The sequence below is a fragment of the Rhodococcus sp. FG69 genome (genome assembly GCF_057808915.1).
Window position 1 is genome coordinate 73,739 of the sequence record NZ_JBMDIX010000005.1, and the last position, 21,381, is coordinate 95,119.

Here is a 21,381-nt window from a genome sequence, read left to right on the forward strand (position 1 = left end):
AATAAGAACGGCTCTTCGATGCGAATTGTTTTGTCCAGCTTCGTCTGGAGTGTCGCCGACACCTTGCGCGGTCCTTACGGCGAAGCTGAGTACGGCTCGGTAATCCTGCCGTTCACGGTGCTGCGTCGCCTGGAGTGCGTTATGAGCCCGCACCGCAACGCAATGGCCGAGATCGTTGCGAAGTACGCCGGCGAGCAGCAGCGGCGAACGCACCTGAAGATCGCTACCCGAAGCGAGGACAGCGCCGGGCTGTCGTTCTGGACCACTAGTGCCTACACGCTGGAGAAGGCGTTGCAGGATCCTGACAACCTGGCCGAAAACCTCATCGACTACGTTGGCGGGTTCTCCTCGAACCTCGACGTATTCAGGTCTTTTGGCTTCGAGAACGTGATTCGCACACTCGACGAGCGTGACAGGCTCGCGCAGGTCGCGCGTCATTTTGACAAGATCGACCTGTCGCCCGACGCTGTCTCGAACGCCGACATGGGCGACCTGTTCGAGAATCTGATCTACCGATTCGCCGAGTCCGCCAACGACGGCGCCGGCCAGTTCTACACGCCCCGCGACGTCGTGCGACTGCTGGTCGACCTGGTCTACGCCGAGGACACTGAGGCGCTGCGCGACCGCGGCACCGTCCGGTCGATCTACGACCCGACCGTCGGAACCGGCGGCATGCTCACCGTCGCCGACGAGCATCTGTACGGACTCAACCCGGATGCGTCGACGGCGTTGTTCGGGCAGGAGATCAATCCACGCACCTACGCGATCTGCAAGGCGGACCTGCTGATCAAGGGGCAGGACCCATCCAACGTGCGCCAGGGCGACACACTTGTGGTCGACCGCTTCGAGGACCGTCGCTTCGACTATGTGCTGTCCAATCCGCCATTCGGGACGGACTGGAAGGCAATCGAGTCCGAGGTGAAGAACGAGCACGCCCGTGGGGGGCAGGGGCGGTTTGCGCCTGGGATCCCGGCTGTCGGCGACGCCGCGATGCTGTTCCTCCTCCACGTCGCGTCGAAAATGCGCGACGTCGACGAGACTGGCCGCGGCGGCAAAGCCGGCATTGTTCTCAACGGCTCGCCGTTGTTCAACGGTGGCGCGGGCTCCGGGCCATCAGACATCCGCGGTCACATGCTTGAAAACGACCTGGTCGAGGCAATTGTCGCGCTCCCGACCGACATGTTCTATAACACCGGCATCGCCACGTACCTGTGGATCCTGTCGAACGCAAAGCCGCAGGAACGCAAGCGCAAGATACAACTTATCGACGCCACCGGTCTCGGCACGAAGCTGCGCAAGTCAATCGGCTCCAAGCGCGTCGAGGTCGCTGAGGCGGGCCGCGAGGCGGTTGTTCGCGCCTTCACCGGCACCGAGAGCGAGGACGCCGATATTACGGTGCCGGTCAAGGTGTTCGACAACCTCGACTTCGCCTACTGGACAGTCACCGTCGAGCGTCCGCTCCAGCACCGGTTCCAGTGCACATCGGAAACAATCAGCGCAGTGGCCCAACACAAGACACTCGGTAAGGTCGCCGGGCTTTCCGATGCACTGGAATCTTTTGGCGACGAGCCATACCTGAACCGTGAGAAGTTTAACGAAGAGCTCGGCAAGCACCTAGGCAAGCGGGGACTTCGACTAACCGCAGCTCAGCGCAAGACGTTGTGGCAGACCATCGGCGTCTACGACGCCGCCGCCGACATCTGCGTGTACGCCTCGGGAACGAACAAGGGCGAGCCTGAGCCGAATGCGGCCATGCGCGACACAGAGAATGTGCCGTTCGGCTGGGGCGGGCATCCGAAGACGCACGAAGCGTGTGAGGAGACCGTCCAAGCGTATTTCGACGCTGAGGTGAAGCCACACGTTGCGGGCGCCTGGATCGACTGGTCGAAAATCAAGACCGGCTATGAGATCCCGTCACGCGGCACTTCTACACCTACGAACCGCCCAGATCTCTCGAAGAGATCGATGCTGACCTCGAGAGTGTCGTGAGTGAGATCATGACGCTGCTGCGCGAGGTGGAAGCGTGAGTGCATTTTCCGGTGGCCCGGTCGCCGAGCGAGCCCGGAAGTGGTTAGGCAGCATCCCGTCAGGATGGACGGGTGCTCGACTCTTCGAGGTCGCCGACGCGCGGACAAGCAACGTCGACAAGCACACGGTCGACGGTCAGCCAATGGTTCGTCTCTGCAACTACGTGGACGTCTACAAGAACGACTCAATCGTCGAATCGCTTGACTTCATGGTCGCCTCTGCGACGTATGACCAAATCAGGAACTTCCGAATTCGTCGAGACGACACCCTCATCACCAAGGACTCCGAGACCGCCGATGACATCGGCGTCCCGGCTTTCGTTGAGTACGAGGCCGCCGACCTCATCTGCGGATACCACCTCGCCATCGTTCGGCCTCACACGCACAAGGTCGTCCCGAAGTTCCTCTATTGGGCCCTCAATTCCGAGCCCATTGCGCGTCAGTGGGGCGTCACAGCGGCCGGTGTCACCCGCGTTGGCATCCGCAGCGCTGACCTCAACAAGGTCACGATCCCGCTGCCGCCACCCGATGAGCAGAGCGCCATCGTCGACTACCTGGACCACGAGACGGCCCAAATCGACACGCTCGTAGCCAAGCAGGAGGAGTTCATCGGACTCCTTCGTGAGCGGCGGGATATCATTGCCGACGCTGAATTCCAACGAGCCGACGGCAAACGAATCGCGACTATCAAGCAGACATTGATCCGCCTCGAACGCAGGCCCCAGCCGGGCTTAGGCGTAGTGACGGCCTACCGAGACGGCGTAGTCACGCTGCGCGCCAACCGCCGAGCCGATGGGTACACGATGTCGGAGGCCGAGGCGGGCTACCAGGGGGTCATGCCTGGAGACGTCGTGTTTCATGCCCTCGACGGGTTCGCCGGTGCAGTCGGAATCTCTGACAGCGAGGGCCAATGTTCGCCGGTCTACCACGTGTGCTCGTCCCGCTATGACGACGATACCGAATACCTCGCGCTCCTTATTCGATACATGGGTACGTCGGGCTTCCTCAGCACGCAAGCCCCGAGCACGAGACAGCGGAGCGTCGACTTTCGGAATTGGAATACCTTCGCGCGCGTCCCGCTGATGCTCCCGCCAGTAGAAGACCAGAAATCATTCGTCATCGAGTACCACGAGCAGACGTCCCGCATCGATGCCCTGATCGCCAAGGCCGAGGAGCATATCGCCCTCGCGAAGGAGCGTCGCTCGGCGCTGATCGCGGCGACGGTGACAGGGCAGATCGACGTACGCACTGCACGGAAAGCGAGTTAAACCATGGCGGCACCCGACGGTACCCGCGAGGAGGCGTTCGAGCGCGAGATCGCCGACCAACTCGCCGCGAACGGCTGGGAATATAGCGCGACCGACGACGGTTACGACGCCGAGCGAGCGATTTGGCCCGAGGACGTGCACTGGTGGCTGAGCGAGACGCAACCTTCCGAGTACGCAAAGGTCGTCCGCGTTGGCACCGGAGCCGAAGCCGCGGACCGAGAGGCGTTGCTGGGTTCGCTCGTGGCCAGGCTGGATACGCCGATGAGCTCGGGCGGCGGCACTTTGAATGTGCTGCGTCGTAAGTTCTCTCACACCCGCGGCGCGACCGCGCATCTGCGGATGTGCCAGTTCAGGCCTGCCACCACGCAGAACTCGACGACCACCGAGCATTACCGGAAGGTGCGGCTGCGTGTCGCTCGTCAGGTGCACTTCTCACCGAAGCGTGGAGACTCGCGCTCGATCGACCTGGTGCTATTCGTCAACGGTCTGCCGGTGGCGACCATCGAGTTGAAGTCGTTCTTCAAGCAGGAGTGGCGCACCGCCGTCAGCCAGTACCGCAACGATCGGAACCCGGCGGGGCAGCCGCTGCTCGGATTCGGCACTCGTGCCCTCGTGCACTTCGCCGTTGACGACGACCAGGTCCATATGACTACGAAGCTCGCGGGGGAAAGGACCTACTTCCTGCCCTTCAACCGAGGCCGCGAAGACACCGGCGCTGCGGGCAACCCACAGAACCCCGGCGGAGTCGCTACCTCTTATTTGTGGGAGTGGGTCCTCCAGCGGGACAACTGGCTGGCCATTCTCGGCTCGCAGATGTTCCTCAGGACCGAGGCGGACGAAGACCCCGCGACCGGGAAGATCAAGCGGTCTACGACGCTGATGTTCCCGCGCTATCACCAGTGGCGAGCGGTGAAAAAGCTCGTGGATTCCATCGCGGACGAGGGCCCCGGCCGCCGCTACCTGATCGAGCACTCAGCCGGGTCGGGTAAGACCAACACCATCGCCTGGACGGCGCACCGGCTCGCACGGCTCCACGACGCTACTAACGAGAAGGTCTTCGACAAGGTCCTCATCGTCTCCGACCGCCGTGTGCTCGACGCACAGCTGCAGCAGGCGGTGGAGCAAGTCGACGACACGGTCGGCACAGTCGCTGTCATCGACTCGGCCGCCGTGCGCCGCTCCGGCGGCTCGAAGTCACGCGCGCTGTTAAACGCGCTGACCGGCTCGGCCCTGATCATCGTCGTCACGATCCAAACGTTCCCGTACGTCAAGGGTCTACTGGAGACGACGCTTGGCGACAAGAACTTCGGGGTGATTATCGACGAGGCGCACACCTCGCAGTCCGGCAAGACGGCCGCGGACCTGAAGAAGGTTCTCACCGATGGCGGCCAGGTCGCGACCGACGAGGAAGTCGACTCCCAGGACGTCGTGAACGAGATCGTCGAGGCTGACGACAAGCGCGAGGCGCAGATCGCCGCGGAGACCGCAGCTCGGGCCGGCGCTCGGAACGTGTCGCTGCTCGCCTTCACTGCCACGCCAAAGACCAAGACGAAGGTGCTCTTCGGACGCGAGGACGACGACGGGAAGCCGGTGTCTTTCGACGTTTACCCGATGCGGCAGGCGATCGAGGAAGGTTTCATCCTCGACGTGCTACGCGGCTACCAGACCTACAGAACCGCGTTCGAGATCGAGCAGCGCGGCGAGGACGGCGTCGTCACGGACATCGCCGAGGGCGGCGATCAACGCCTCGTCGATCCGAAGGTCGCGTCCCGAAAGATTATGCGGTTCGCGAATCTGCACCCGACGAACATCGGCCAAAAGGTCGAGATCATCGTCGAGCACTTTCGCGCAAACGTTGCCCAACTGCTCGACGGCCGCGCCAAGGCGATGGTCGTCACGAACTCCCGGCAGGCGGCGGTGCGGTACAAGGTCGAGGTCGACAAATACCTGGCGCAGAAGGACTACGGGTACCAGTCGATCGTCGCGTTCTCCGACAAGATCAGCGACGACGAGTACGGACTGACGGACGTCACCGAGGCGTCGATGAACCCAGGCCTAGGCTCGGACCTCGCGCGGGAGTTTCGCCGTTCGGAATACCGCCTGATGCTTGTCGCCGACAAGTTCCAGACCGGCTTTGACCAGCCGCTGTTGTGCGCCATGTATGTCGACAAGAAGCTCCCGGACGTGCACGCCGTCCAGACGCTATCGCGGCTTAATCGCACCTACCGAGCCTCGTCCGGGGAGGTGAAGGACCGCACCTTCGTGCTCGACTTCGTCAACGACCCGGCTGAGATTCGCGAGGCTTTCCTGACGTACTACCGCGAGGCCCACGTCGAGACCGCTACCGACCCGAACCTGGTACATCAGCTCGCGACCAAACTGGCTCAGGCGCGGGTATACACGCCCGGGGACGTCGAGCGCTATGCGAAGGCGTGGTGGACGTCGACGCAGTCGCACGCCGCGCTGGCGGCTGCCGTGACTCCAGCGCGCGACGAGTTCACCCTACGCTGGGCCAAAGCGAAGAACCAGCAGGACAGCCAAGGTCTCGACGAGCTGCGGACCTTCCGCAAAGACTGCGGATCCTACGTGCGCCTGCATGACTTCATGTCGCAGGTCGTTGACTACTCCACCAGCGATCTGGAGAAGCTGGCGGAGTTCCTCCGGCAGCTCGTGCGGTTGCTCCCCTCCGACGACCTGGGAGCGGACGTCGACGTGTCCAGCCTTGAACTGCGTCGCGTCCGCCAGATCGACCAGGGCAAGTCCGACATCGGCCTCTCCGGCGACCAGGACACGCCGGGGTTGTCCGGCATCACCGGCGTCGGATCTGGGGTCTCGCGGCCCGACCCGCAGCAAGAATTGCTATCGGAGGTTGTTGCCAGGATCAACTCACTGTTCGGCGCGGAGTTCGCCGACCCGCAGATCGCGGGCTTCGTCATCGCTGCCGCGGGCATGGCCGAGGAGGATCAACGCATCGCCGAGCAAATCGACCACAACGCCGTCGATCAGTTCCTGGCCTCGCGGGATCTGCGCGAGGCATTGACCGACGCCGCGGTACTGAACGAGGGCGCGTTCGGCAAGCTCACAGGGGCGCTGACCGGCGAGAACGAGCGGGCCGACGAGTTCATCCGCCTGATTGGGCAGTACCTGTATCAGTCGCGCAGAATGCGGATGGTGGATGCGACAGATCTTGACCATTCGGTCGAGGATTAGTGGGGCGGACGAAGGAGAAGAAATGAGCAACTTGGGTGACTATCAGCTTTTCGCGGTTGCAGCCAAGGCTGCAGGGGGAGTTCCGAACTACGTCGCATCGATTGAGCGCGCGGCTGTATTAAAGAAAATGCCCGTGATGCTCACGACGGGCGTCGGCGCGGGTATCGCACTGACGATTGCGGGCAGAAAGTTCTGGGACCAACGAAGGGCCGCCCAGCAAGAAGCAGAAGCCGCAAAGAGGCAGTTGGCTTCCGCGCTCGATGATGACGGTTTACAGTCGGGAACAGACATCGACCCCGCTAGCTTCTGACTTGTTCGTGTAGCGAATCTGCGCCGCCCTGTTCGCCCCGAGTCTTAGCCCGTATCGCTACCGAACGCTGCATAGGCTATTTCGCGCACGTTCCTAGGCGGTCGCCGAACGGAGGGTCGGTTGGCGGCGTCATAGGTTTCGACGACATCGGCGGGGTCCGACCGCGGCCACTGACGTGCGGCGGCAGCATTACCGTGATGCTTTCGACGAGCGCCGAGGCGTTGGCGGCCATGTTAATCGATCAGTGCGTTCAGACCCCTTGTCGCACAATTACATCGAAGGCAACCCGCTCACTTGACTGGTGAACGTGCAGTAATCGGATGTGCGGTATTCCTATGCGTGATGTGCGTTGTCGATAGTCGGTCACGCATATAAGCGGGCAAATCTGTCAGACGCCGCATGATGGAACTGTCCGCCCCCGTGCGCACCCAGACTTCCCGAGCGAACTGGCGATTGCGGTTCACTCGGACCCGTCGCGCTACCCAAGTAGTCCGGTGACCGCCCCGGCAGCGGCGGTCCTGCGATCTGGAGGGCCTCGGGCTGGCATCACCTCTGCGCAAAGGGACTGGTGGTGAATCGACAGGACTCCGCCTAAGCGCAGTTTGCGCGCCGTCAAGACATCCTGACGGTGCTGCACCGAAAAGCCGGTTTTATGTCAGGTAGAACCGCCAGGATCTCGTGACGCCCCTGTGGGCGCCGGTGACAACGCGAATCACGAGGGAGCGGCAGCGTCGCCCAACAGATCGAGGGTGCGCTGCAGGAGCGCCTCGATGCGGTCCTCGACGTCGTCAACCATGTCCGGGACATCGGCCAGAGCGGTGTGGGCACGCCGACGCGCGTCGATACCCGCGCGGTAGTACCCAGAATCGAGTTCAGCTGGCGTGGGCTCGGGGCGAACTATGTCGGCCTGTTCGGCGTCCGCGCGTGGTCTGCTGATGCGTCGTCGTGGGGTGTGCAGCGGTGAGATCCCGGTGCGGTGCGCGGCGATCACCGATCCGATCTCGGCAGCGGTCATCGGCGCGGCGGGCAGCGGTAGGTGACCCCACCGGTCGATCGGGACCGCGACCGGACCGCCGCGGTGCGGCAACGCGGTCATGTCGGGAAACGTGTTGCGCTGCAGATGCTCTGCAAGCAACGCCGTCGACGGGTACCGGTCGGAGAAATGCAGGACGCTGTTCCAGCGCTCCCACACCTCGACCGGTCGAAAGCCGGTCATCTCGTGGGGGTCGATCCGGACGCGGCGGCGTCCGCCGATCCAGATACTCGCGCCGTCGACGCTGACGTCGCCGCGGTCGAGTTCTGCAATAGCGGTGTAGGACAGGCCCGCTCCCGCTAAGAGAAGGAGTACGGCGTCGCGGCGCCCGAAGAGGGCTGCCGTCGACCCTTCGGTCGGCAGTTCGGCAGCAATGGTCTGGTAGTGCGCGGCACGTCGGATGGTTCGGTCGGCGCGCGCAGAGTCCAGCGCGAGACGTATCGAGGTGACCCGTCCGGGGGCGGGGTGCCCGGCGTCGAGGTGGGCGCGGTTGATCGCGGACACCCGGCGCAGCTGCACAGCATCGCCCGCGGGGTTCTCGTCGAGGAACTGCGCCACCGTGATCGGCGAGGCGGGTAGGGACGAGGTGTCGGCGGCGGCGCACCAGTCGACGAACAGCGCCCACTGGTAGCGGTATCCGCTCACTGCGCTGCGCTGTCTCGGTGCCACCTGTGCGACGGTACCGGCCTGAACCGACAGATCAGGGTCAGCGGCGCAGGCGTTCCACCAGGATCTTCACGGCCCTATCTGGGTACGTCTCTTGCCTTCACGGTGAAACCTGGTGGCCAGATGACAGTCACCGTGCTGATCGACAAGAGCCACAGGACCCATGTGGTCCTGTGGCTTGTCGACGTTGTGAGGAGGAACTACTCGGCGAGTTTGGCGATCGACTGCGCCCAGAGGAAGTATTTGTTGCGTCCGAGGTCGCCGATGGTCTTGATGTTGAACGCGGCTTTGAGGTGCTCGGCGTCCCCGGGGCTGACGCCCTGCAGGGCTTCGACGGGTGCGTCGACGAGTTCGGTGAGCGGCTTGTCTTCGTATGCCTTGTCGAGCTTGTCAGCGATTCCAGCCATGGATATGCCTCCTGGATCTCGTGTGCAGGCGCTCGGTTTCGGGCGCCGCCATCCGAGGGTACGGAACCGAACCTGAGAACAGGGTGTGTTCACGTGCCTGTCACGATCGACCGGTTCACTGGCAGGGTGACCTCCCCTTCCGGCTACGACCCCGCGTTCCTCCCTACGACCGAACTCGGTGCGCCCACGCGCACCGGGCTGGTCGTGCTGCCGTACACGCATTTCACGGTGGCGATCGACCCCGATCGGCGTCTCGCCGCGAGTACGGCAGTGAACATCGACGGTTCCCAGCTCCGCGAGGTAGAGCGCGGTGACGAATGGCAACTCGATCCACGCCTCCCCTCCGCCCAGCAGGCAGGCCCCGAGCTGTACGCCAGCAACGATCTCGACCGCGGACATCTGGTGCGCCGCCGCGACCCCGTCTGGGGTACCGCCGCGATCGCCGAGCAGGCCAACGCCGACACGTTCCACTACACCGTCTGTGCGCCGCAGACCGCGACCCTGAACCAATCGAAAACATTGTGGCTCGGCCTGGAGGACTACGTGCTCGACCACGCCCGGCAGTACGGGGATCGGTTGTCGGTGTTCTCCGGATGCATCTTCGCCGCCGACGATCCGGTGTACCGAGATGTGGCGATACCGCGCCGGTTCTTCAAGATCGCTGCGTGGCAACAGGATAGGGTTCTAGCGGCGACGGGGTACGTCCTTGATCAAACACCCTCGCTGGGCCCGATCCTCGAACGACCCGCCCGCGCCGATACTGCTACTCCCCCACTCGGCCCGTACCGCACCTTCCAGGTCCCGATCGACGACATTGCAGCCGCAACCGACCTGTCGATGGACCAACTCGTCGCCGCGGACCGATACGCACTTCAACCTGCCGCACGGTTAGTGCCACACCGATGGTCGGAGTTGGCCGCATACACCGACATCGTTCTCTGACAGTCTGATTCGGCCGGGCCAGGGCGTCTGCTCGACCTGGCGCGGGCCGCTCGCTACCCGTTCATCGGCCGCTGGGTCGGATCAGGGGGTGGGTCGATCGGCCGCGCTCTGGGAGTACACCACGACCCCGTTCTCCTTCACCCACGTCTCGTCGTCGCCGCCGACATGTTCGACGAGCAGCTCGACCGTCGGAAGCTCGGCAGTGAGTGGATGATCGAACGCCGCGCGGGCGTTGCGGGCGCAGATCGTCACCTCGGTGTCGTCGGGGTAGAGGGCGTCGATGACGAAACCGGGGGTGAAGCGGCCACCGAACGGATCGCCGCCGTTGACCCCGTCGAGGCGGCCACGCCACCACCGGGTCAACGCCCGCGCCCGAGTGATGTCCGCGGATGCTTCGACGTCGAGGATGGTGAACTTCTCGTAGCCGGCGTAAGCGAGGTCGGTCAGCAGCCGCGGACCCAGGCCCGGCCAGCTGAACGTGCCCTCCAGGACGATGTTCTCCCTGCGAGCCATGCAGATTTCGGTGACCTGGTCGAGGAGCATCGTCGACTCCGAGTGCACCAGTGTCGCAAGTTCACGCGGCATAACCGGGTGTCCGTCGGACAACGTGCGTTCCAGGATGTCGTCGTAGACACCGCAGGCGACCGCGTCCCGCAGCAGATGGTCCTTGACGACGTCGGCATCGAGTACCCGCCAGCCCTGTCCGGCGAGATGGCGACGGTCGATGCTCGACGACTTACCGACTCCGGGAGGCCCGGCGGTCGCCAACGCCAGCAACTGACGTCCTACAGCGACGTCGGTGTGCTCGGCCAGGAAGGCCTCGACGATGCCGTCGCGGGTGCGGCGCCGCGACACCGGATCGAACGAATGAATCGACGCCCGTGGCCCGTTCTTGTCGAGCAAGCCCCCAGGTAGGCACCAGGCTTCGAGCTCGGACGCAACAGCAGTGGCAGGGTCAGAGTGCATTCGTCCGCGTACGCCGGTCGGCCGTGGCCGCGAGAAGGGTTCGGTAGTCTTCGTCGTCGAGGAGGTCCCCGGCGCGTTCGATCTGATCCCACGAACCCCGCACCCAGCTCTCCCCCGACGGGTCGTCGGCCGCGACGTGCCCGAACGTGTACGGCCACGCGGTCAGTTCGGCCATCATTGCGTCATGAGACAGAATCTTCGCGGCGTGTTCGAGCAGCACCTCGCGGGGACTACGCTCCCGCGCGGACGGGTTCAGCCGCAGCTTCTTCACGATCCGGCTCACCTCCGGTTGGGTGACGGCGAGGCTCTTGGCGATGACCCGCTGCGGAATGCCACTATCGGTGGCGTGGGCAACCGCCCGCAGGAGTTTGAGCTGCAGGAGTTCACGCTCGGCGGGAATGGCTCGCAGATCGCGTTCCATGTCGTGCGCCAGTGACATCAGGCCTCCTCAACAGCAGTTATACCAAATTGTATCACTCCGGCGCCTGCGCGAGTATGACCGCGGATGGCCGGGTTTGCTCGACGAGCGAAGGTTCGCGCGGCCGTCCACAATGCGGCACACGCGCGCCCGGCACCGTGTTCGTATCCGACCGCGAAGCCCGTGGACTCGAGAACCATCCGCGCCCATGGTGGCCAGCCGCGCCAGTGGCGCGCCCGGCGGTCGGGCGGGTCGCCTCGACGCGTAGCCAGCCCAGTCTGCTTCAATACCGCCATGAGCGAACCGGGAAATGTCACAACATCACAGCTCGGCGTTGGTGACACTGTCCAGGTTCGCCGGCCGCGTGGCAAGACCGCGACGGGCACCCTGGTAGAGGACTTCGCCGACTCCCTGCTCGCCGCTGATGCATTGGGCCGGGATTGGGCCATGCCGCACCGCTGGGCCGTCGCCCTGCACGACGGCAGGCTGATCTTCGTCGACGACGCCGACATCACCGAACACCCCGGCAGTTCGTCCACGCCGTGAACATCGGGCAGCGCCGCACCGGTTGTACTAGCGAAGCGCCGAACAGGTGAGCATGTACTCGATTCTTATCCCCGTGGTGATCGTGGCTGCAGCCGTGCTGGCTGTCTCGATGCCAGTTCTGCTGGTCATGTGGACTATCGATGCAGTTCGTGCGTTCCGGCGGCGCCGAGATCACCCATAATGCCGACGCGTGACCCTCCGTCCTGTGATCGGGCGCATAGGGAATTGTCAGAACCGCGGTCCGTACACGACATTCGGTCACCTGTTCGAACCGAAGTGCCCATTGTGTTCGTTCAATCATTCAAACGACCGATACGCATGTCATTCGAACGATATACACAAGTGTCGGTTGCTCGAATGAACGGTGCAGTGCTGCTCGCCGCAGTCTCCGCTGCGATCAGCGGGTAGTGCGTTGCTTTCCATCGGTGACGAAGCCGTCGGAGCGGAACGGTTTCAGACGCACTATCGGTTCGGCGGCGTGGCCCCGTTGATGATGGACGACGAGCCATTCGAGCAGTGCGGGTTCGATGCCGCGCGGGACGTACCAACGCTGATCGGCATGGCTGTCGAGCGGTTGGGCACCGATGCTCTCGATTAGCCGATCCGACAGACGGTCAAGTCGATCCCAATGATCGGACCGAAGGACGCCGTGGTGGATGTAACACGCCCACCGGACCCGGCGGACGCGGGACGATGGCGCTCACTGGTTCGGTGCTGCGACGCCTGGCAGCAGCACCCGCAACACTCCATCGACGACATCGGCGGCGGACTCGTTCGGGCGGGTCAGGCACCGGAAAAGAACATTGTTGGTGAGCATGATCGCCACTTCCATCACGGGGGCATCGCCGGTGAATACCGCTGCCTCTCGTCCGCGTTCGAGAATCGGCACGACGGCCGAGGGGAGATAGAGGTTCTCCAGGACTGTGGTGACGGTGCTGGGCTGCTGGAACCGTTCGAAACTGAGCGCCAAGAGCATTCCCGAACTCATGGCACGGTTTCCGATCACGAACTCCCCGATCGCGGTCAAGGTGCGGCGCAACGCAGCGAGAGGTTGCACCGCTAGTTTCTCGTCGGCTCGCCTGAGCCGGAGCACTCGGTCGAACTCGGGCTTGAGCGCGGCGACGATGATGTCGATCTTGCTGGGAAACAGTCGAATCAGATCATCGAGCCGGATCCGGGCAGCGCGGGCAATGTCGGCGAGGGTGACCAGGAAGTATCCGTGGTCGACGAAGAGGGTTTCGGTAGCGGAGATGACCTCGGCTTCGACGTCGTCGAGCATCGGGTCGAGGGCGCTGTCTGCGGCTGAGGGGTCGGGGATCGACCGGTCCGAATGCACCGGGTCGATCGCCCATCGCAGGATCGATTCGGTAGCGGCGCCGACATCATGAGGGTCGATGGTGCCAGGTGTGAGCATCTCTCGTAGGGCCAGTCCGTCGAGGAGCGATCCCAGAACGGTCGAAAGCATCGTCAGCGACAGTGGCTGCCGGATCGAACCGCCGCGTGCTTGCACGGCATCGCCGACCAACGCTCGGAAGTCGGTGTCAATACGTTCGAAGTCCGGCACGACTGCCTTGCGGGCGCCGTCGTGGTCGGCGGCGAGAAGTACCGCGAGCATCCGCCGTCGGAGCAGGCCGGAGGTCATGTCGTCGAACACTCCGCTCACCTGTTCCGCGCGCGCAGATGCCGACCGGTGCCCGTCCGCGGACTTCGTGGCGGAGGGGAATCCGGAGTATTCGATGGTGATGTTGTCGAGCAGGTCTTCGACGAACGCTTCCTTGCCGCCTGTGCCGCCGGCGCGCGAGCTACCGGGGTAGGTGTTGTGGAAGGTTTGCTGCGACAGTCCGGCCTCGTCGACGACCGCCGAAATCGACAGAGCACGCACCATGTCGGTCATGTCGAGCCGGTCGAGAAGACGCGAACCCGCGTGCAGGAGTTGCTCCCGAGGGGTCGGCTTCGAACTCATCTGGTAACCACCTCGATCGAGCGAACATGGGCATCGAACTATAACCACCAGGCCGCTCCAGCCGCAGATTGTAGTTACAGCTACATACACGTGTAGATGTAACCCAATTGTGGTCTTTCGCATCGAGACTGTTTGTGTTGCAGCGGATCTGGAGACGTGTTCAGATTGCGACAAGCTTCAACCATTACCTGCCTCGCGGCCCGTACAACGGGTGCATGCAGCCACATGGCGCTCTCGGACGGCCCGCTGACCATCGGACCCGGGTGCGCTCCTCGTCATCGCAGTCCCCGGTCCCCGTGCGCGAATCGGCCCGCTGTCGAGCGGTCTGCCCGTTGGCGACGTCGACTCGGATCAGTCTCGAGAGGTAACGATCATGGTTCTCGCCGCTCCCCCGCCGCCGTCGGGCATTCGGCCGGTCGCGCCCTTCCGCGCCCACTCGCTTCGGTCGCCGGTGCGGACGCGGATCGTTCCCGCCGCCGCACCGACCGGCCCTGTTGTGCAGGCGCCACTTCCCTCCGCTGCCAGTCGCGCCGTCGCGCCCGGACGCCCCGTGTACGCGCACGCGGGACTGAGCAGCAGGGAGATAGACGTCCTTCGAGCATGGCTGTACTGCGACTCGAAGATCGGCGTCGCTACGACACTGCACATCGCGCTCGGAACGGTCAACACACACCTGACCCGAATCAGACTGAAATACAGCGCCGTCGGGCGACCCGCCCCCACCAAAGCCGCTCTCGTCGCACGAGCGCTACAAGATGGGATCGTCGCGCTCGACGATCTCTGACGAGCCCCGGGGGGAGAGAGAGAACACCCGTCAACCCGCCGGCGCACATAGGGGAAGGCGTCGTTGACGACAGTTACCGTAGCGTCAGCAAGATGGACGAGTTTGACCGCCCGTGAATAACTTGTTTCATCGCTGCGCGCAGAGTCCCGCGCGAGCTATAGCGACGTCACCTGTCCTGGCGCGGGGTGCCCGGCGGGGAGGTGCGCGTGGTGATCGCCGACACCGGCCGCAGCTGCACCGTGTCGCCAGCGGGGGTTCTCGTCGAAGAACTGCGCCGATATGATCGGTGAGGTGGGTAGTGGCGAGGTGTCGGCGGCGACGGTATCGGGCTTGGGCGACCGATCCGGATCGCGGCCGCGAGTGTCCGTCAAGGATCCCTGACGCCGTCAGTGATGTCGCTACTGGATATGAACGGGATTCGCCGCGAGCTGTTCGCGTGCTGCGCGTTCGACGAAGAGTGGAACGAAGTCGCGGATCCGGCCACCGTCGAACCGGCGGTGCGCGTCGCCGATCGCTGTATCCACGACGTCGTGGCCGGCGTCAGGAAACTGAGTGATCAGTCGGTTCCGAACGTCGTCGAGTGCGCGACGCTCATCGGCCGAAGCGATGGTGTCTGTCCTTGTCATGCGTTGCAGAATGAACGTCTCGAATGTGTTTTACAACTGAACGATCGTGGTTTCTTGACTGGCATTCAGTGACCGCGACGAGTCCAACGCGCATCTGCCGATGGCAGCCTTCGCCTCCCTCGCCTCCAGCCGACCGGTGTGCAGCGAACATCACACCACGCGCTCGACGGTTCACCGCTGCCGGTCGAGTCGACACCACGCGCGGTCGGTGCGTGACCTCGATGAATCGCAGCGACAGCGATCGCACACCGTCGCCGCGCTGATGCGGACGGGCGGTAGCGCTTCCTTCAAACTTCGGCTCCGGTCGGGTGATGGGTTCTGTGTAGGCGTCCTCGATGTCAGATGCGTATCGAGCGGGCTGCGTGTTGGGCGGCGGCCGCGGCGTTCTGCTCGTTGGCGAAGAGCAGCCCGTAGGTGAACCCGTTTTCGCCGTTCCTGGTTCCCGTGGCAGCTCCGAGACGGCGCAGGAACGAGGCGGCGACGAGACTGTCCTGGTGTTCACCGAGCACCTCCTGCACGTGCTTGTAGCGTCCGACTGCCCGCTTCGCCTTCTTCCGTCCGACCAGCGCAGTGGTCAGCTCGGCTGCGTAACGGGCCCGCTTGAACGCCTTGCGGGCGCGATGCAATGCTTCGTCGTCGGTACTGGTGGACGCCTCACGGAGGCGACGGCGCGCTTTCTTGGCCGCTTTGTCCGCCAACAAGATCACGTCTCGCTTCTTCACGCTGCGATGACCGGCCTGGACCTGGGGGTCGTTCAATTGCGCGACACGCCGCCAGAGCGTAATGAGTCCACGATAACGGCGCGCCCTGCACGGATGATCCTTCCGTGTCCGACGCACCGAACATTCTGTATGGTCACGGGCTGTCTCAACCAGAACGTCACACGGGGCGACATTGCGAGGCCGGCAGCGCCAGGATAGAAGGGCACTAAGTTGGTGGCATGGCATTGAAAGCTCGTGGCTATGAACTTCTCGGCGCGTCTGTGGCGGGTGCGGGTCCTATCACGGATATCACACACGTCGAGTTGAACGACGGGCTCACAGTTTTGTACGGCCTCAACGGCGCCGGGAAAAGCTACCTGCTGCGTGCGCTGAGCCACACCTTTATGGGCCGCGGATCAGACGAGTACTTGGACCTGCACGTGCGCCTGCGCGACAACTCGAACGAAGTCGGGAGTCTGGTCACACAGATCGATGCGGCATTGACCTTTGCCGTCAATAAAGAACGCGGAGACATGTACGCTTCGTACTCCTTCGACGAACACGACATCCTCGATGAGGAGTACCGCGAATCAAGCGACGACGAGCTATCGATCGAAGAAAAGTGCCACAAACTCATCGAATTGCGGGTCGCTCATCACTCGTACTCGGACGAAAGAACCGCAGCGCTTAAGTCGATGGTGAAATACGGCCGCTACACACTGCACCCCCAGAAGGACGGCACATGGTCCCTATGGCTGAGCGCAGGAATCTCCGACGCTACCCCAGCACAAGAATTGCTCGACACAGCCCCCGAATCACTCCGGTCGTGGTATCGCGCACTGTACGAGAGCACTTCGGAAAACACGTTCTACCAGCACGAATTGGTGCCCCTGCACATTGCGATGTCCTACGCGACAGAGTTCTCCACAAAGAGACCGGGCCAGACCATCGGTGTATCGGTCAACTGGCCTGACTGGCTCCAGATACCGGTCTTCCTCATCGCGGACGGATTATCTCTCATGCCGATAAGCGCAATAGATGTGACTGGCGAGACCAGCCAAGTCAACGCAAACACACTGGAAGCGTTGATCCAACCGGAACGGGACCGAAGAAAGAAAGAACGCTTCGTCATCGGCATCGACAACGGCGCCGTTGAGACATCTGCGGCAATCGCTTCTCGTCGACACCAACTCGAAACCATCTGCAACTCACACCTCGAAAAGGTGCTGATCGACGCACCCACTCTTCGATTCAATCTGCGCACCGCAGATGACCTGCTCGCCGGGTTACGACCCCAATGGGAGTTTCACGTCCGCGGAAACGACACATGGATCGAGATCGGACGGCTCTCCACCGCTCAACTTCGATGGACCGAATTCAGCATCGAACTCGGCATTGCACAACGGAGCGACGCACCGGTCGTATTCATCTGCGACGAGCCCGAGCAGGGACTGCACCGCCTCGCGGAACGCCGGGTCGCAGACGGGCTCCTCGACCTCGCAGCACACGAAGCGATGTCAGCGATCGTGGCCACGCACTCCCCGCGAGTACTGAACTCAGCGCACACCCAACGTGTCCTAACCTTCCGCGGGAAGAATCGTGAAACGAAGATCCGGCCACTATCGCTGAGTCTTCTGGAGGACTTGGATCGTGGTGTCAGTAGTTCTCAACTCGGTCTGGAATTCTCGGACCTCGTGCAAATGATGAACGTAGCCGTCATAGTCGAGGGCCTGCACGATGAGATCGTTCTGAAGAAGTTCCTCCGGCGTCAGCTCGACGCCGCAACGGCTCACATCATGCCGATGCGGGGCGCCATTCACGCCAAGTCCCTGGTGGAAGCGCGGCTACTGTTCATGGCAACCGAAGCGCAAATACTCGTAGTTCTCGACAATCTGCGCAACCGCGAGGTATCGAAACCGTGGGCGAAACTCCAGGCAGCCGCCGCAATCGGAGACCTGGACGCGGCGCAGGAGAGCGTCGCCACCATCGCAGGCTTGAAGGCCGGCGAAGCGAAGTACCTGGCCGAGTTGGCCAGCGCAGCTTTAGAGACAGGCGATGTATCTCGGATACACGTCCACGGCCTCTCGCAACCCGACATTGTCTGCTACTTACCGGAATCCGAGCTACTCCCCCAGCCTTCTCCCACCTGGGAGGAGCTGAAAGAAAGCTGGTCAACAGCGTCCCAGAGTCCCAGCAACATTAAGAAGTATCTTCACAATCGAAAGCTGCTGCCTGCGCCCAATACTGCGGATTTGAACATGTTGATCGCCAACGCTGCCAATGCCGCAGCTAACACCCCTGCACTGGTGGACCCGGACCTGATCGGGCTCGGCGACCACATCGTCTCGCTCGCCCGCATCGGGTGACAGCTCGACTCCCCTCTAGCCGGCAGCAGCTGGCCGCAGAGCACCGCACGAGTAGTAGGAGCAATGGGTACCTATACCGAACACCACCGAGACCTGATCGACGCCACCATCGAACGATGGAAGACTCGTTGCTTGCTCGATGACAGGTCATTGCTCTTCGACGATGAGCAGACTCCCTGGGCCGCGACCACGATCGAGGAACTCCATAGCCGGTTCAATGGCAACCCACTGGTAGGGCGCGTCAGCGGTGGCCGATTCGCTTCCAAATGGGTAGATCAAATGAACGGCGCATCGGACGCATGTCGACTACTCGGTGCGGAGTTGCTGCTGATCCACTTCCTGTTCGCCGGATCGGTCACCAAACAAGGCAAAATCAGCGTCATACGGGAATCCCTCACCGGCACCGACATCGAGCTGCCCACCGACGGTGTTCCAGTGCGCGCCCTCGGCCAGGACATCGGCCATCCCGGAATCGGGTTTAACACCCGCCGCGACCTCCAAGTCGGCTACCTCGTGGACTTCGTTCGCCGCTTCAAACTCGAACCCTTGCACACGGTCGAACAACGCCGCGCCATCCTCGACGACCCCTGGAAGCTACGCGATTTCGCTGACAACACGCAGCAGCCCATCCGGGAAATGCGACACATCCTGCTACACCTCCTACGGCCGGAGGACTTCGAACGCATCTCCAGCGGCACCCACAAACGAGAAATCGCGTCCGCGTTCGCCGATTTTCTACCGAAAGACGCTCCCTCCGACCTCGACGAACGGCTACTGCTGATTCGCGGCGAGCTTGCTCGCTATCTACCAGGCGAGATCGACTTCTACACAAACGAGTTGAGAGGAGTTTGGAGCTCGGCTGCCGCCGCCGATGACGGAGAAGGTGTCGGGGACCTCGAAGCGTTGCGGTGGAAAAAACAGATCGTGCTCTACGGGCCGCCGGGAACGAGTAAGACCTGGCAGGCCGCGCAGCTGGCGCAAACTCTGATCCGACGCACCGCACTTGAGACGTGGGGCCCCGAGGCGTACTTCACGAACGCCGATGCAGTCGATACAGCAGTGCGGGAGAATGTGTTCTGGCTTCAGCTGCATCCGGGGTACGGGTACGAGCAGTTCATTCGAGGGTTGCGTCTCGAAGGTGACGTCACCCGCTACCGCCCGGGCTTTCTGCCCTGGATGGTCGAGAAACTCAAAGCCCAGCAACCGGCCAACGGACTCCCAGCACTGCCGGGAGTTCTCGTCCTCGACGAGATCAACCGCACCAACCTTTCCGAGATGCTCGGCGAAGCCTTCAGCCTGCTCGAAAACGATCAACGAGGCACCGAACGAGAACTCCCCGGATTCGATCACGATGATGATCCAGACGTCCTGGTCATCCCGAAGGACCTCTACGTCATCGGCACGATGAACGAAATCGACCAATCTGTGGAGACACTCGACTTCGCGCTCCGGCGACGGTTTCTGTGGCGCGAATGCCCCTTCGAGGCAGACACTCTGCTAGCCATCGTGGCCGACCGATGGCCACGGGACGTCGCGCGGTTCTCCTACGACGACGCAGCACCCCAACTGGAGCGATTCGCCGAACGCGCACAGGCACTCAACGAGGCCATCGCCCAGTCCGAGGAACTAGGCCGCCAGTTCCAAGTTGGCCACACGTACTTCGCCGACATCGCATTCTTCCTCGGCCCGTGGGTACAAAGCCGCCGAAGCCGCCCACCCAACGGCACGTACTTATGGACTTCGGCCAACAATCCGCAGCCGCCATTGCACGACCTATGGCGTCGATCCTTGGAGCCCCTCATCGAGCAATACCTGGCCGGCTCCGACGTCCGCGACAGCGAGCTCACCCGCTTCAAGAACATCTTCCTCGGACGATGACCACCCTGTCGTTCGCCGACCTGAGCAATCCAGACCGGGAGCCCACCCAGGAGGAACACCGCTGGCTACGCGACCTCGCACAAGACACCGACCCGGCTGAGTTCACCACACGAATCGGCCGTTCACTTGCTGCCGACGACATCGAACCGGTACTGACGTGCGACGCCACCGGGGCATGGCGAGCCGGCCGCTACATCGGTGAACTGAGCAGGGGCGGCCGGATCCTCGAGATCCGGCCCCGACTGGGCATCGACACGATCGCCCACTGGGCCGGCGCCGCGCTGAACGTCCGGATCGTGCCACGCAGCGGCGAACACACCGGCAGTCCCGCGTTCATCGCCGAGTTGCTCGCCGCCACCTGGCGGTCGGCGCTCGTCGAAGCCTCCCGCCACGGCCCTCCGGGATTACGAGCTCCGCGGCTTCACATCTCCGAGCACGTCAAAGGGCGAATCGACGTCGCCCGCACCCTGAAACTACGCGTCGCACAACGACCCCAGATCGCTTCGATCAGCAGGCCGAAGAACATCGACAATCCGATCGCGCGGGTGATCGTCCTCGCCGACCGGATCCTCGACCGTCGCCTCACACGCCGGGACTGGCGAGGCGATCGAATAGAGGAAGTTCTCCCGCGCCTACGCGCCGCCGTCGGGTCACGGCCGGCGCTACCGACCCCGGGAGAGCTCTTGAGCATCCGGTACACACCGATCACGTTGTCCTACAAGCGAGTCGTAGAACTCTCTTACCAGATCGCGCGCCACCGTGGCCTCCGGTCCCGCGCAACCGGTGAATCCACCGAAGGCCTGTTGATCGACGTCGCCGAACTATGGGAATTGTTCCTACTCCATTGCGCCAGAAAAGCATTCGGCAGCAACAACGTCACACACGGCACACACTTGATTAAGGCCCGCCCGCTGCTGCGCAGCATCGAGCACGACACCGCGACGCTCGGCCGACTGTATCCAGACCTGATCGTCGGTCCGGTCGAGCGACCCAGCGCGATCATCGACGCGAAATACAAGCCGCTCGCCGAGCCCCGGGGTGTCGACCGTGCGGATTTGTACCAACTGAGTGCATACCTCGCAGCCCACACCGCGGACCCGAAACCGACTGGCACGCTCGCCTACGTTCGGTTCCCTGACCAACACAGCTCGGCGTATGCAGAACGCAACGGCCCGTGGCAGACCTCGTTCGGGCACACCGTGCTCTTCGAACGATTCCCAGTCACGGAAACTGAGTGCGTAGCAGCACTACGCAACCTGACGGTATGACG

Annotated in this window: 19 protein-coding genes; 11 read left to right on the forward strand and 8 right to left on the reverse strand. The window is 63.1% G+C overall.

Annotated elements, in window-relative coordinates:
- Window positions 1-18: 18 nt before the first annotated feature.
- Genes ACODSO_RS06395 through ACODSO_RS06410 form a run of 4 tightly spaced genes read left to right on the forward strand, consistent with a single transcriptional unit; the run spans window position 19 to window position 6,815 of the window.
- Window positions 19-1,989, forward strand: coding sequence for a type I restriction-modification system subunit M (locus ACODSO_RS06395; RefSeq protein WP_489035888.1), 1,971 nt, complete (start codon window positions 19-21; stop codon window positions 1,987-1,989).
- 34 nt (window positions 1,990-2,023) lie between these two features.
- Window positions 2,024-3,295 (forward strand): restriction endonuclease subunit S, encoded by a 1,272-nt coding sequence (locus ACODSO_RS06400; protein ID WP_489035890.1) that lies wholly within the window; start codon window positions 2,024-2,026, stop codon window positions 3,293-3,295.
- A 3-nt stretch (window positions 3,296-3,298) separates the two neighbouring features.
- On the forward strand, window positions 3,299-6,505 hold the full coding sequence (locus tag ACODSO_RS06405; RefSeq protein WP_489035891.1) for a type I restriction endonuclease subunit R: 3,207 nt from the start codon (window positions 3,299-3,301) through the stop codon (window positions 6,503-6,505).
- 22 nt (window positions 6,506-6,527) lie between these two features.
- Window positions 6,528-6,815 (forward strand): hypothetical protein, encoded by a 288-nt coding sequence (locus ACODSO_RS06410; RefSeq protein WP_489035893.1) that lies wholly within the window; start codon window positions 6,528-6,530, stop codon window positions 6,813-6,815.
- 712 nt (window positions 6,816-7,527) lie between these two features.
- On the opposite strand, the gene ACODSO_RS06415 is transcribed toward ACODSO_RS06410, so the two are convergent.
- Window positions 7,528-8,517: a hypothetical protein gene (locus tag ACODSO_RS06415; RefSeq protein ID WP_489035895.1), complete on the reverse strand. Its 990-nt coding sequence runs from the start codon at window positions 8,515-8,517 to the stop codon at window positions 7,528-7,530.
- A gap of 197 nt (window positions 8,518-8,714) precedes the next feature.
- Window positions 8,715-8,921 (reverse strand): hypothetical protein, encoded by a 207-nt coding sequence (locus ACODSO_RS06420; RefSeq protein WP_008720325.1) that lies wholly within the window; start codon window positions 8,919-8,921, stop codon window positions 8,715-8,717.
- Window positions 8,922-9,047: 126 nt separating this feature from the next.
- On the opposite strand from ACODSO_RS06420, the gene ACODSO_RS06425 reads away from it, so the two are divergent.
- The gene (locus tag ACODSO_RS06425; protein WP_489035897.1) at window positions 9,048-9,863 is read left to right on the forward strand and encodes a DNA/RNA non-specific endonuclease; all 816 of its coding nucleotides are present in this window, start codon (window positions 9,048-9,050) and stop codon (window positions 9,861-9,863) included.
- Window positions 9,864-9,944: 81 nt separating this feature from the next.
- Here the strand turns inward: ACODSO_RS06425 and ACODSO_RS06430 are convergent, their stop codons facing one another.
- Both ACODSO_RS06430 and ACODSO_RS06435 read right to left on the reverse strand, forming a co-directional pair.
- Window positions 9,945-10,829: a zeta toxin family protein gene (locus ACODSO_RS06430; RefSeq protein WP_489035899.1), complete on the reverse strand. Its 885-nt coding sequence runs from the start codon at window positions 10,827-10,829 to the stop codon at window positions 9,945-9,947.
- The gene (locus ACODSO_RS06435) at window positions 10,819-11,268 is read right to left on the reverse strand and encodes a hypothetical protein (protein WP_489035901.1); all 450 of its coding nucleotides are present in this window, start codon (window positions 11,266-11,268) and stop codon (window positions 10,819-10,821) included. The genes ACODSO_RS06430 and ACODSO_RS06435 overlap by 11 nt, the downstream gene beginning before the upstream one ends.
- A gap of 273 nt (window positions 11,269-11,541) precedes the next feature.
- On the opposite strand from ACODSO_RS06435, the gene ACODSO_RS06440 reads away from it, so the two are divergent.
- Both ACODSO_RS06440 and ACODSO_RS06445 read left to right on the forward strand, forming a co-directional pair.
- Window positions 11,542-11,793, forward strand: coding sequence for a hypothetical protein (locus tag ACODSO_RS06440; RefSeq protein ID WP_489035903.1), 252 nt, complete (start codon window positions 11,542-11,544; stop codon window positions 11,791-11,793).
- A 412-nt stretch (window positions 11,794-12,205) separates the two neighbouring features.
- Window positions 12,206-12,391 (forward strand): hypothetical protein, encoded by a 186-nt coding sequence (locus ACODSO_RS06445; RefSeq protein ID WP_489035904.1) that lies wholly within the window; start codon window positions 12,206-12,208, stop codon window positions 12,389-12,391.
- A gap of 102 nt (window positions 12,392-12,493) precedes the next feature.
- On the opposite strand, the gene ACODSO_RS06450 is transcribed toward ACODSO_RS06445, so the two are convergent.
- On the reverse strand, window positions 12,494-13,756 hold the full coding sequence (locus ACODSO_RS06450) for a hypothetical protein (RefSeq protein ID WP_489035906.1): 1,263 nt from the start codon (window positions 13,754-13,756) through the stop codon (window positions 12,494-12,496).
- Between the two features lie 373 nt (window positions 13,757-14,129).
- Between ACODSO_RS06450 and ACODSO_RS06455 the strand changes: the two genes are divergently transcribed.
- Window positions 14,130-14,540, forward strand: coding sequence for a helix-turn-helix transcriptional regulator (locus tag ACODSO_RS06455; RefSeq protein ID WP_489035908.1), 411 nt, complete (start codon window positions 14,130-14,132; stop codon window positions 14,538-14,540).
- 155 nt (window positions 14,541-14,695) lie between these two features.
- Here the strand turns inward: ACODSO_RS06455 and ACODSO_RS06460 are convergent, their stop codons facing one another.
- From ACODSO_RS06460 to ACODSO_RS06470, 3 genes are all read right to left on the reverse strand, one after another.
- Entirely contained in the window at window positions 14,696-14,911 is a 216-nt protein-coding gene (locus ACODSO_RS06460; RefSeq protein WP_489035909.1) for a hypothetical protein, read from the reverse strand.
- Between the two features lie 27 nt (window positions 14,912-14,938).
- On the reverse strand, window positions 14,939-15,166 hold the full coding sequence (locus ACODSO_RS06465) for a three-helix bundle dimerization domain-containing protein (protein WP_489035910.1): 228 nt from the start codon (window positions 15,164-15,166) through the stop codon (window positions 14,939-14,941).
- Between the two features lie 338 nt (window positions 15,167-15,504).
- Window positions 15,505-16,113: a CHAD domain-containing protein gene (locus ACODSO_RS06470; protein WP_489035912.1), complete on the reverse strand. Its 609-nt coding sequence runs from the start codon at window positions 16,111-16,113 to the stop codon at window positions 15,505-15,507.
- Between ACODSO_RS06470 and ACODSO_RS06475 the strand changes: the two genes are divergently transcribed.
- The 3 genes from ACODSO_RS06475 to ACODSO_RS06485 all read left to right on the forward strand — a co-directional run bounded on the left by ACODSO_RS06475 (window position 16,107) and on the right by ACODSO_RS06485 (window position 21,379).
- Window positions 16,107-18,233, forward strand: coding sequence for an AAA family ATPase (locus ACODSO_RS06475; protein WP_489035914.1), 2,127 nt, complete (start codon window positions 16,107-16,109; stop codon window positions 18,231-18,233). The two genes, ACODSO_RS06470 and ACODSO_RS06475, sit on opposite strands and share 7 nt — an antisense overlap.
- A gap of 63 nt (window positions 18,234-18,296) precedes the next feature.
- Window positions 18,297-20,111, forward strand: coding sequence for an AAA family ATPase (locus tag ACODSO_RS06480; protein WP_489035916.1), 1,815 nt, complete (start codon window positions 18,297-18,299; stop codon window positions 20,109-20,111).
- Entirely contained in the window at window positions 20,108-21,379 is a 1,272-nt protein-coding gene (locus ACODSO_RS06485) for a 5-methylcytosine restriction system specificity protein McrC (protein ID WP_489035917.1), read from the forward strand. Before ACODSO_RS06480 ends, ACODSO_RS06485 begins: the two co-directional genes overlap by 4 nt.
- Window positions 21,380-21,381: the final 2 nt, after the last annotated feature.

Excerpts from the sequence above, each read along its gene's own strand:
- ACODSO_RS06420 (WP_008720325.1), bottom strand. The coding sequence starts at position 8,921 with ATGGCTGGAATCGCTGACAAGCTCGACAAGGCATACGAAGACAAGCCG.
- ACODSO_RS06485 (WP_489035917.1), top strand. The coding sequence starts at position 20,108 with ATGACCACCCTGTCGTTCGCCGACCTGAGCAATCCAGACCGGGAGCCC.
- ACODSO_RS06470 (WP_489035912.1), bottom strand. The coding sequence starts at position 16,113 with ATGCCATGCCACCAACTTAGTGCCCTTCTATCCTGGCGCTGCCGGCCT.
- ACODSO_RS06395 (WP_489035888.1), top strand. The coding sequence starts at position 19 with ATGCGAATTGTTTTGTCCAGCTTCGTCTGGAGTGTCGCCGACACCTTG.
- ACODSO_RS06405 (WP_489035891.1), top strand. The coding sequence starts at position 3,299 with ATGGCGGCACCCGACGGTACCCGCGAGGAGGCGTTCGAGCGCGAGATC.
- ACODSO_RS06480 (WP_489035916.1), top strand. The coding sequence starts at position 18,297 with ATGGGTACCTATACCGAACACCACCGAGACCTGATCGACGCCACCATC.
- ACODSO_RS06465 (WP_489035910.1), bottom strand. The coding sequence starts at position 15,166 with ATGACAAGGACAGACACCATCGCTTCGGCCGATGAGCGTCGCGCACTC.
- ACODSO_RS06410 (WP_489035893.1), top strand. The coding sequence starts at position 6,528 with ATGAGCAACTTGGGTGACTATCAGCTTTTCGCGGTTGCAGCCAAGGCT.
- ACODSO_RS06440 (WP_489035903.1), top strand. The coding sequence starts at position 11,542 with ATGAGCGAACCGGGAAATGTCACAACATCACAGCTCGGCGTTGGTGAC.
- ACODSO_RS06430 (WP_489035899.1), bottom strand. The coding sequence starts at position 10,829 with ATGCACTCTGACCCTGCCACTGCTGTTGCGTCCGAGCTCGAAGCCTGG.
- ACODSO_RS06455 (WP_489035908.1), top strand. The coding sequence starts at position 14,130 with ATGGTTCTCGCCGCTCCCCCGCCGCCGTCGGGCATTCGGCCGGTCGCG.
- ACODSO_RS06435 (WP_489035901.1), bottom strand. The coding sequence starts at position 11,268 with ATGTCACTGGCGCACGACATGGAACGCGATCTGCGAGCCATTCCCGCC.
- ACODSO_RS06450 (WP_489035906.1), bottom strand. The coding sequence starts at position 13,756 with ATGAGTTCGAAGCCGACCCCTCGGGAGCAACTCCTGCACGCGGGTTCG.
- ACODSO_RS06475 (WP_489035914.1), top strand. The coding sequence starts at position 16,107 with ATGGCATTGAAAGCTCGTGGCTATGAACTTCTCGGCGCGTCTGTGGCG.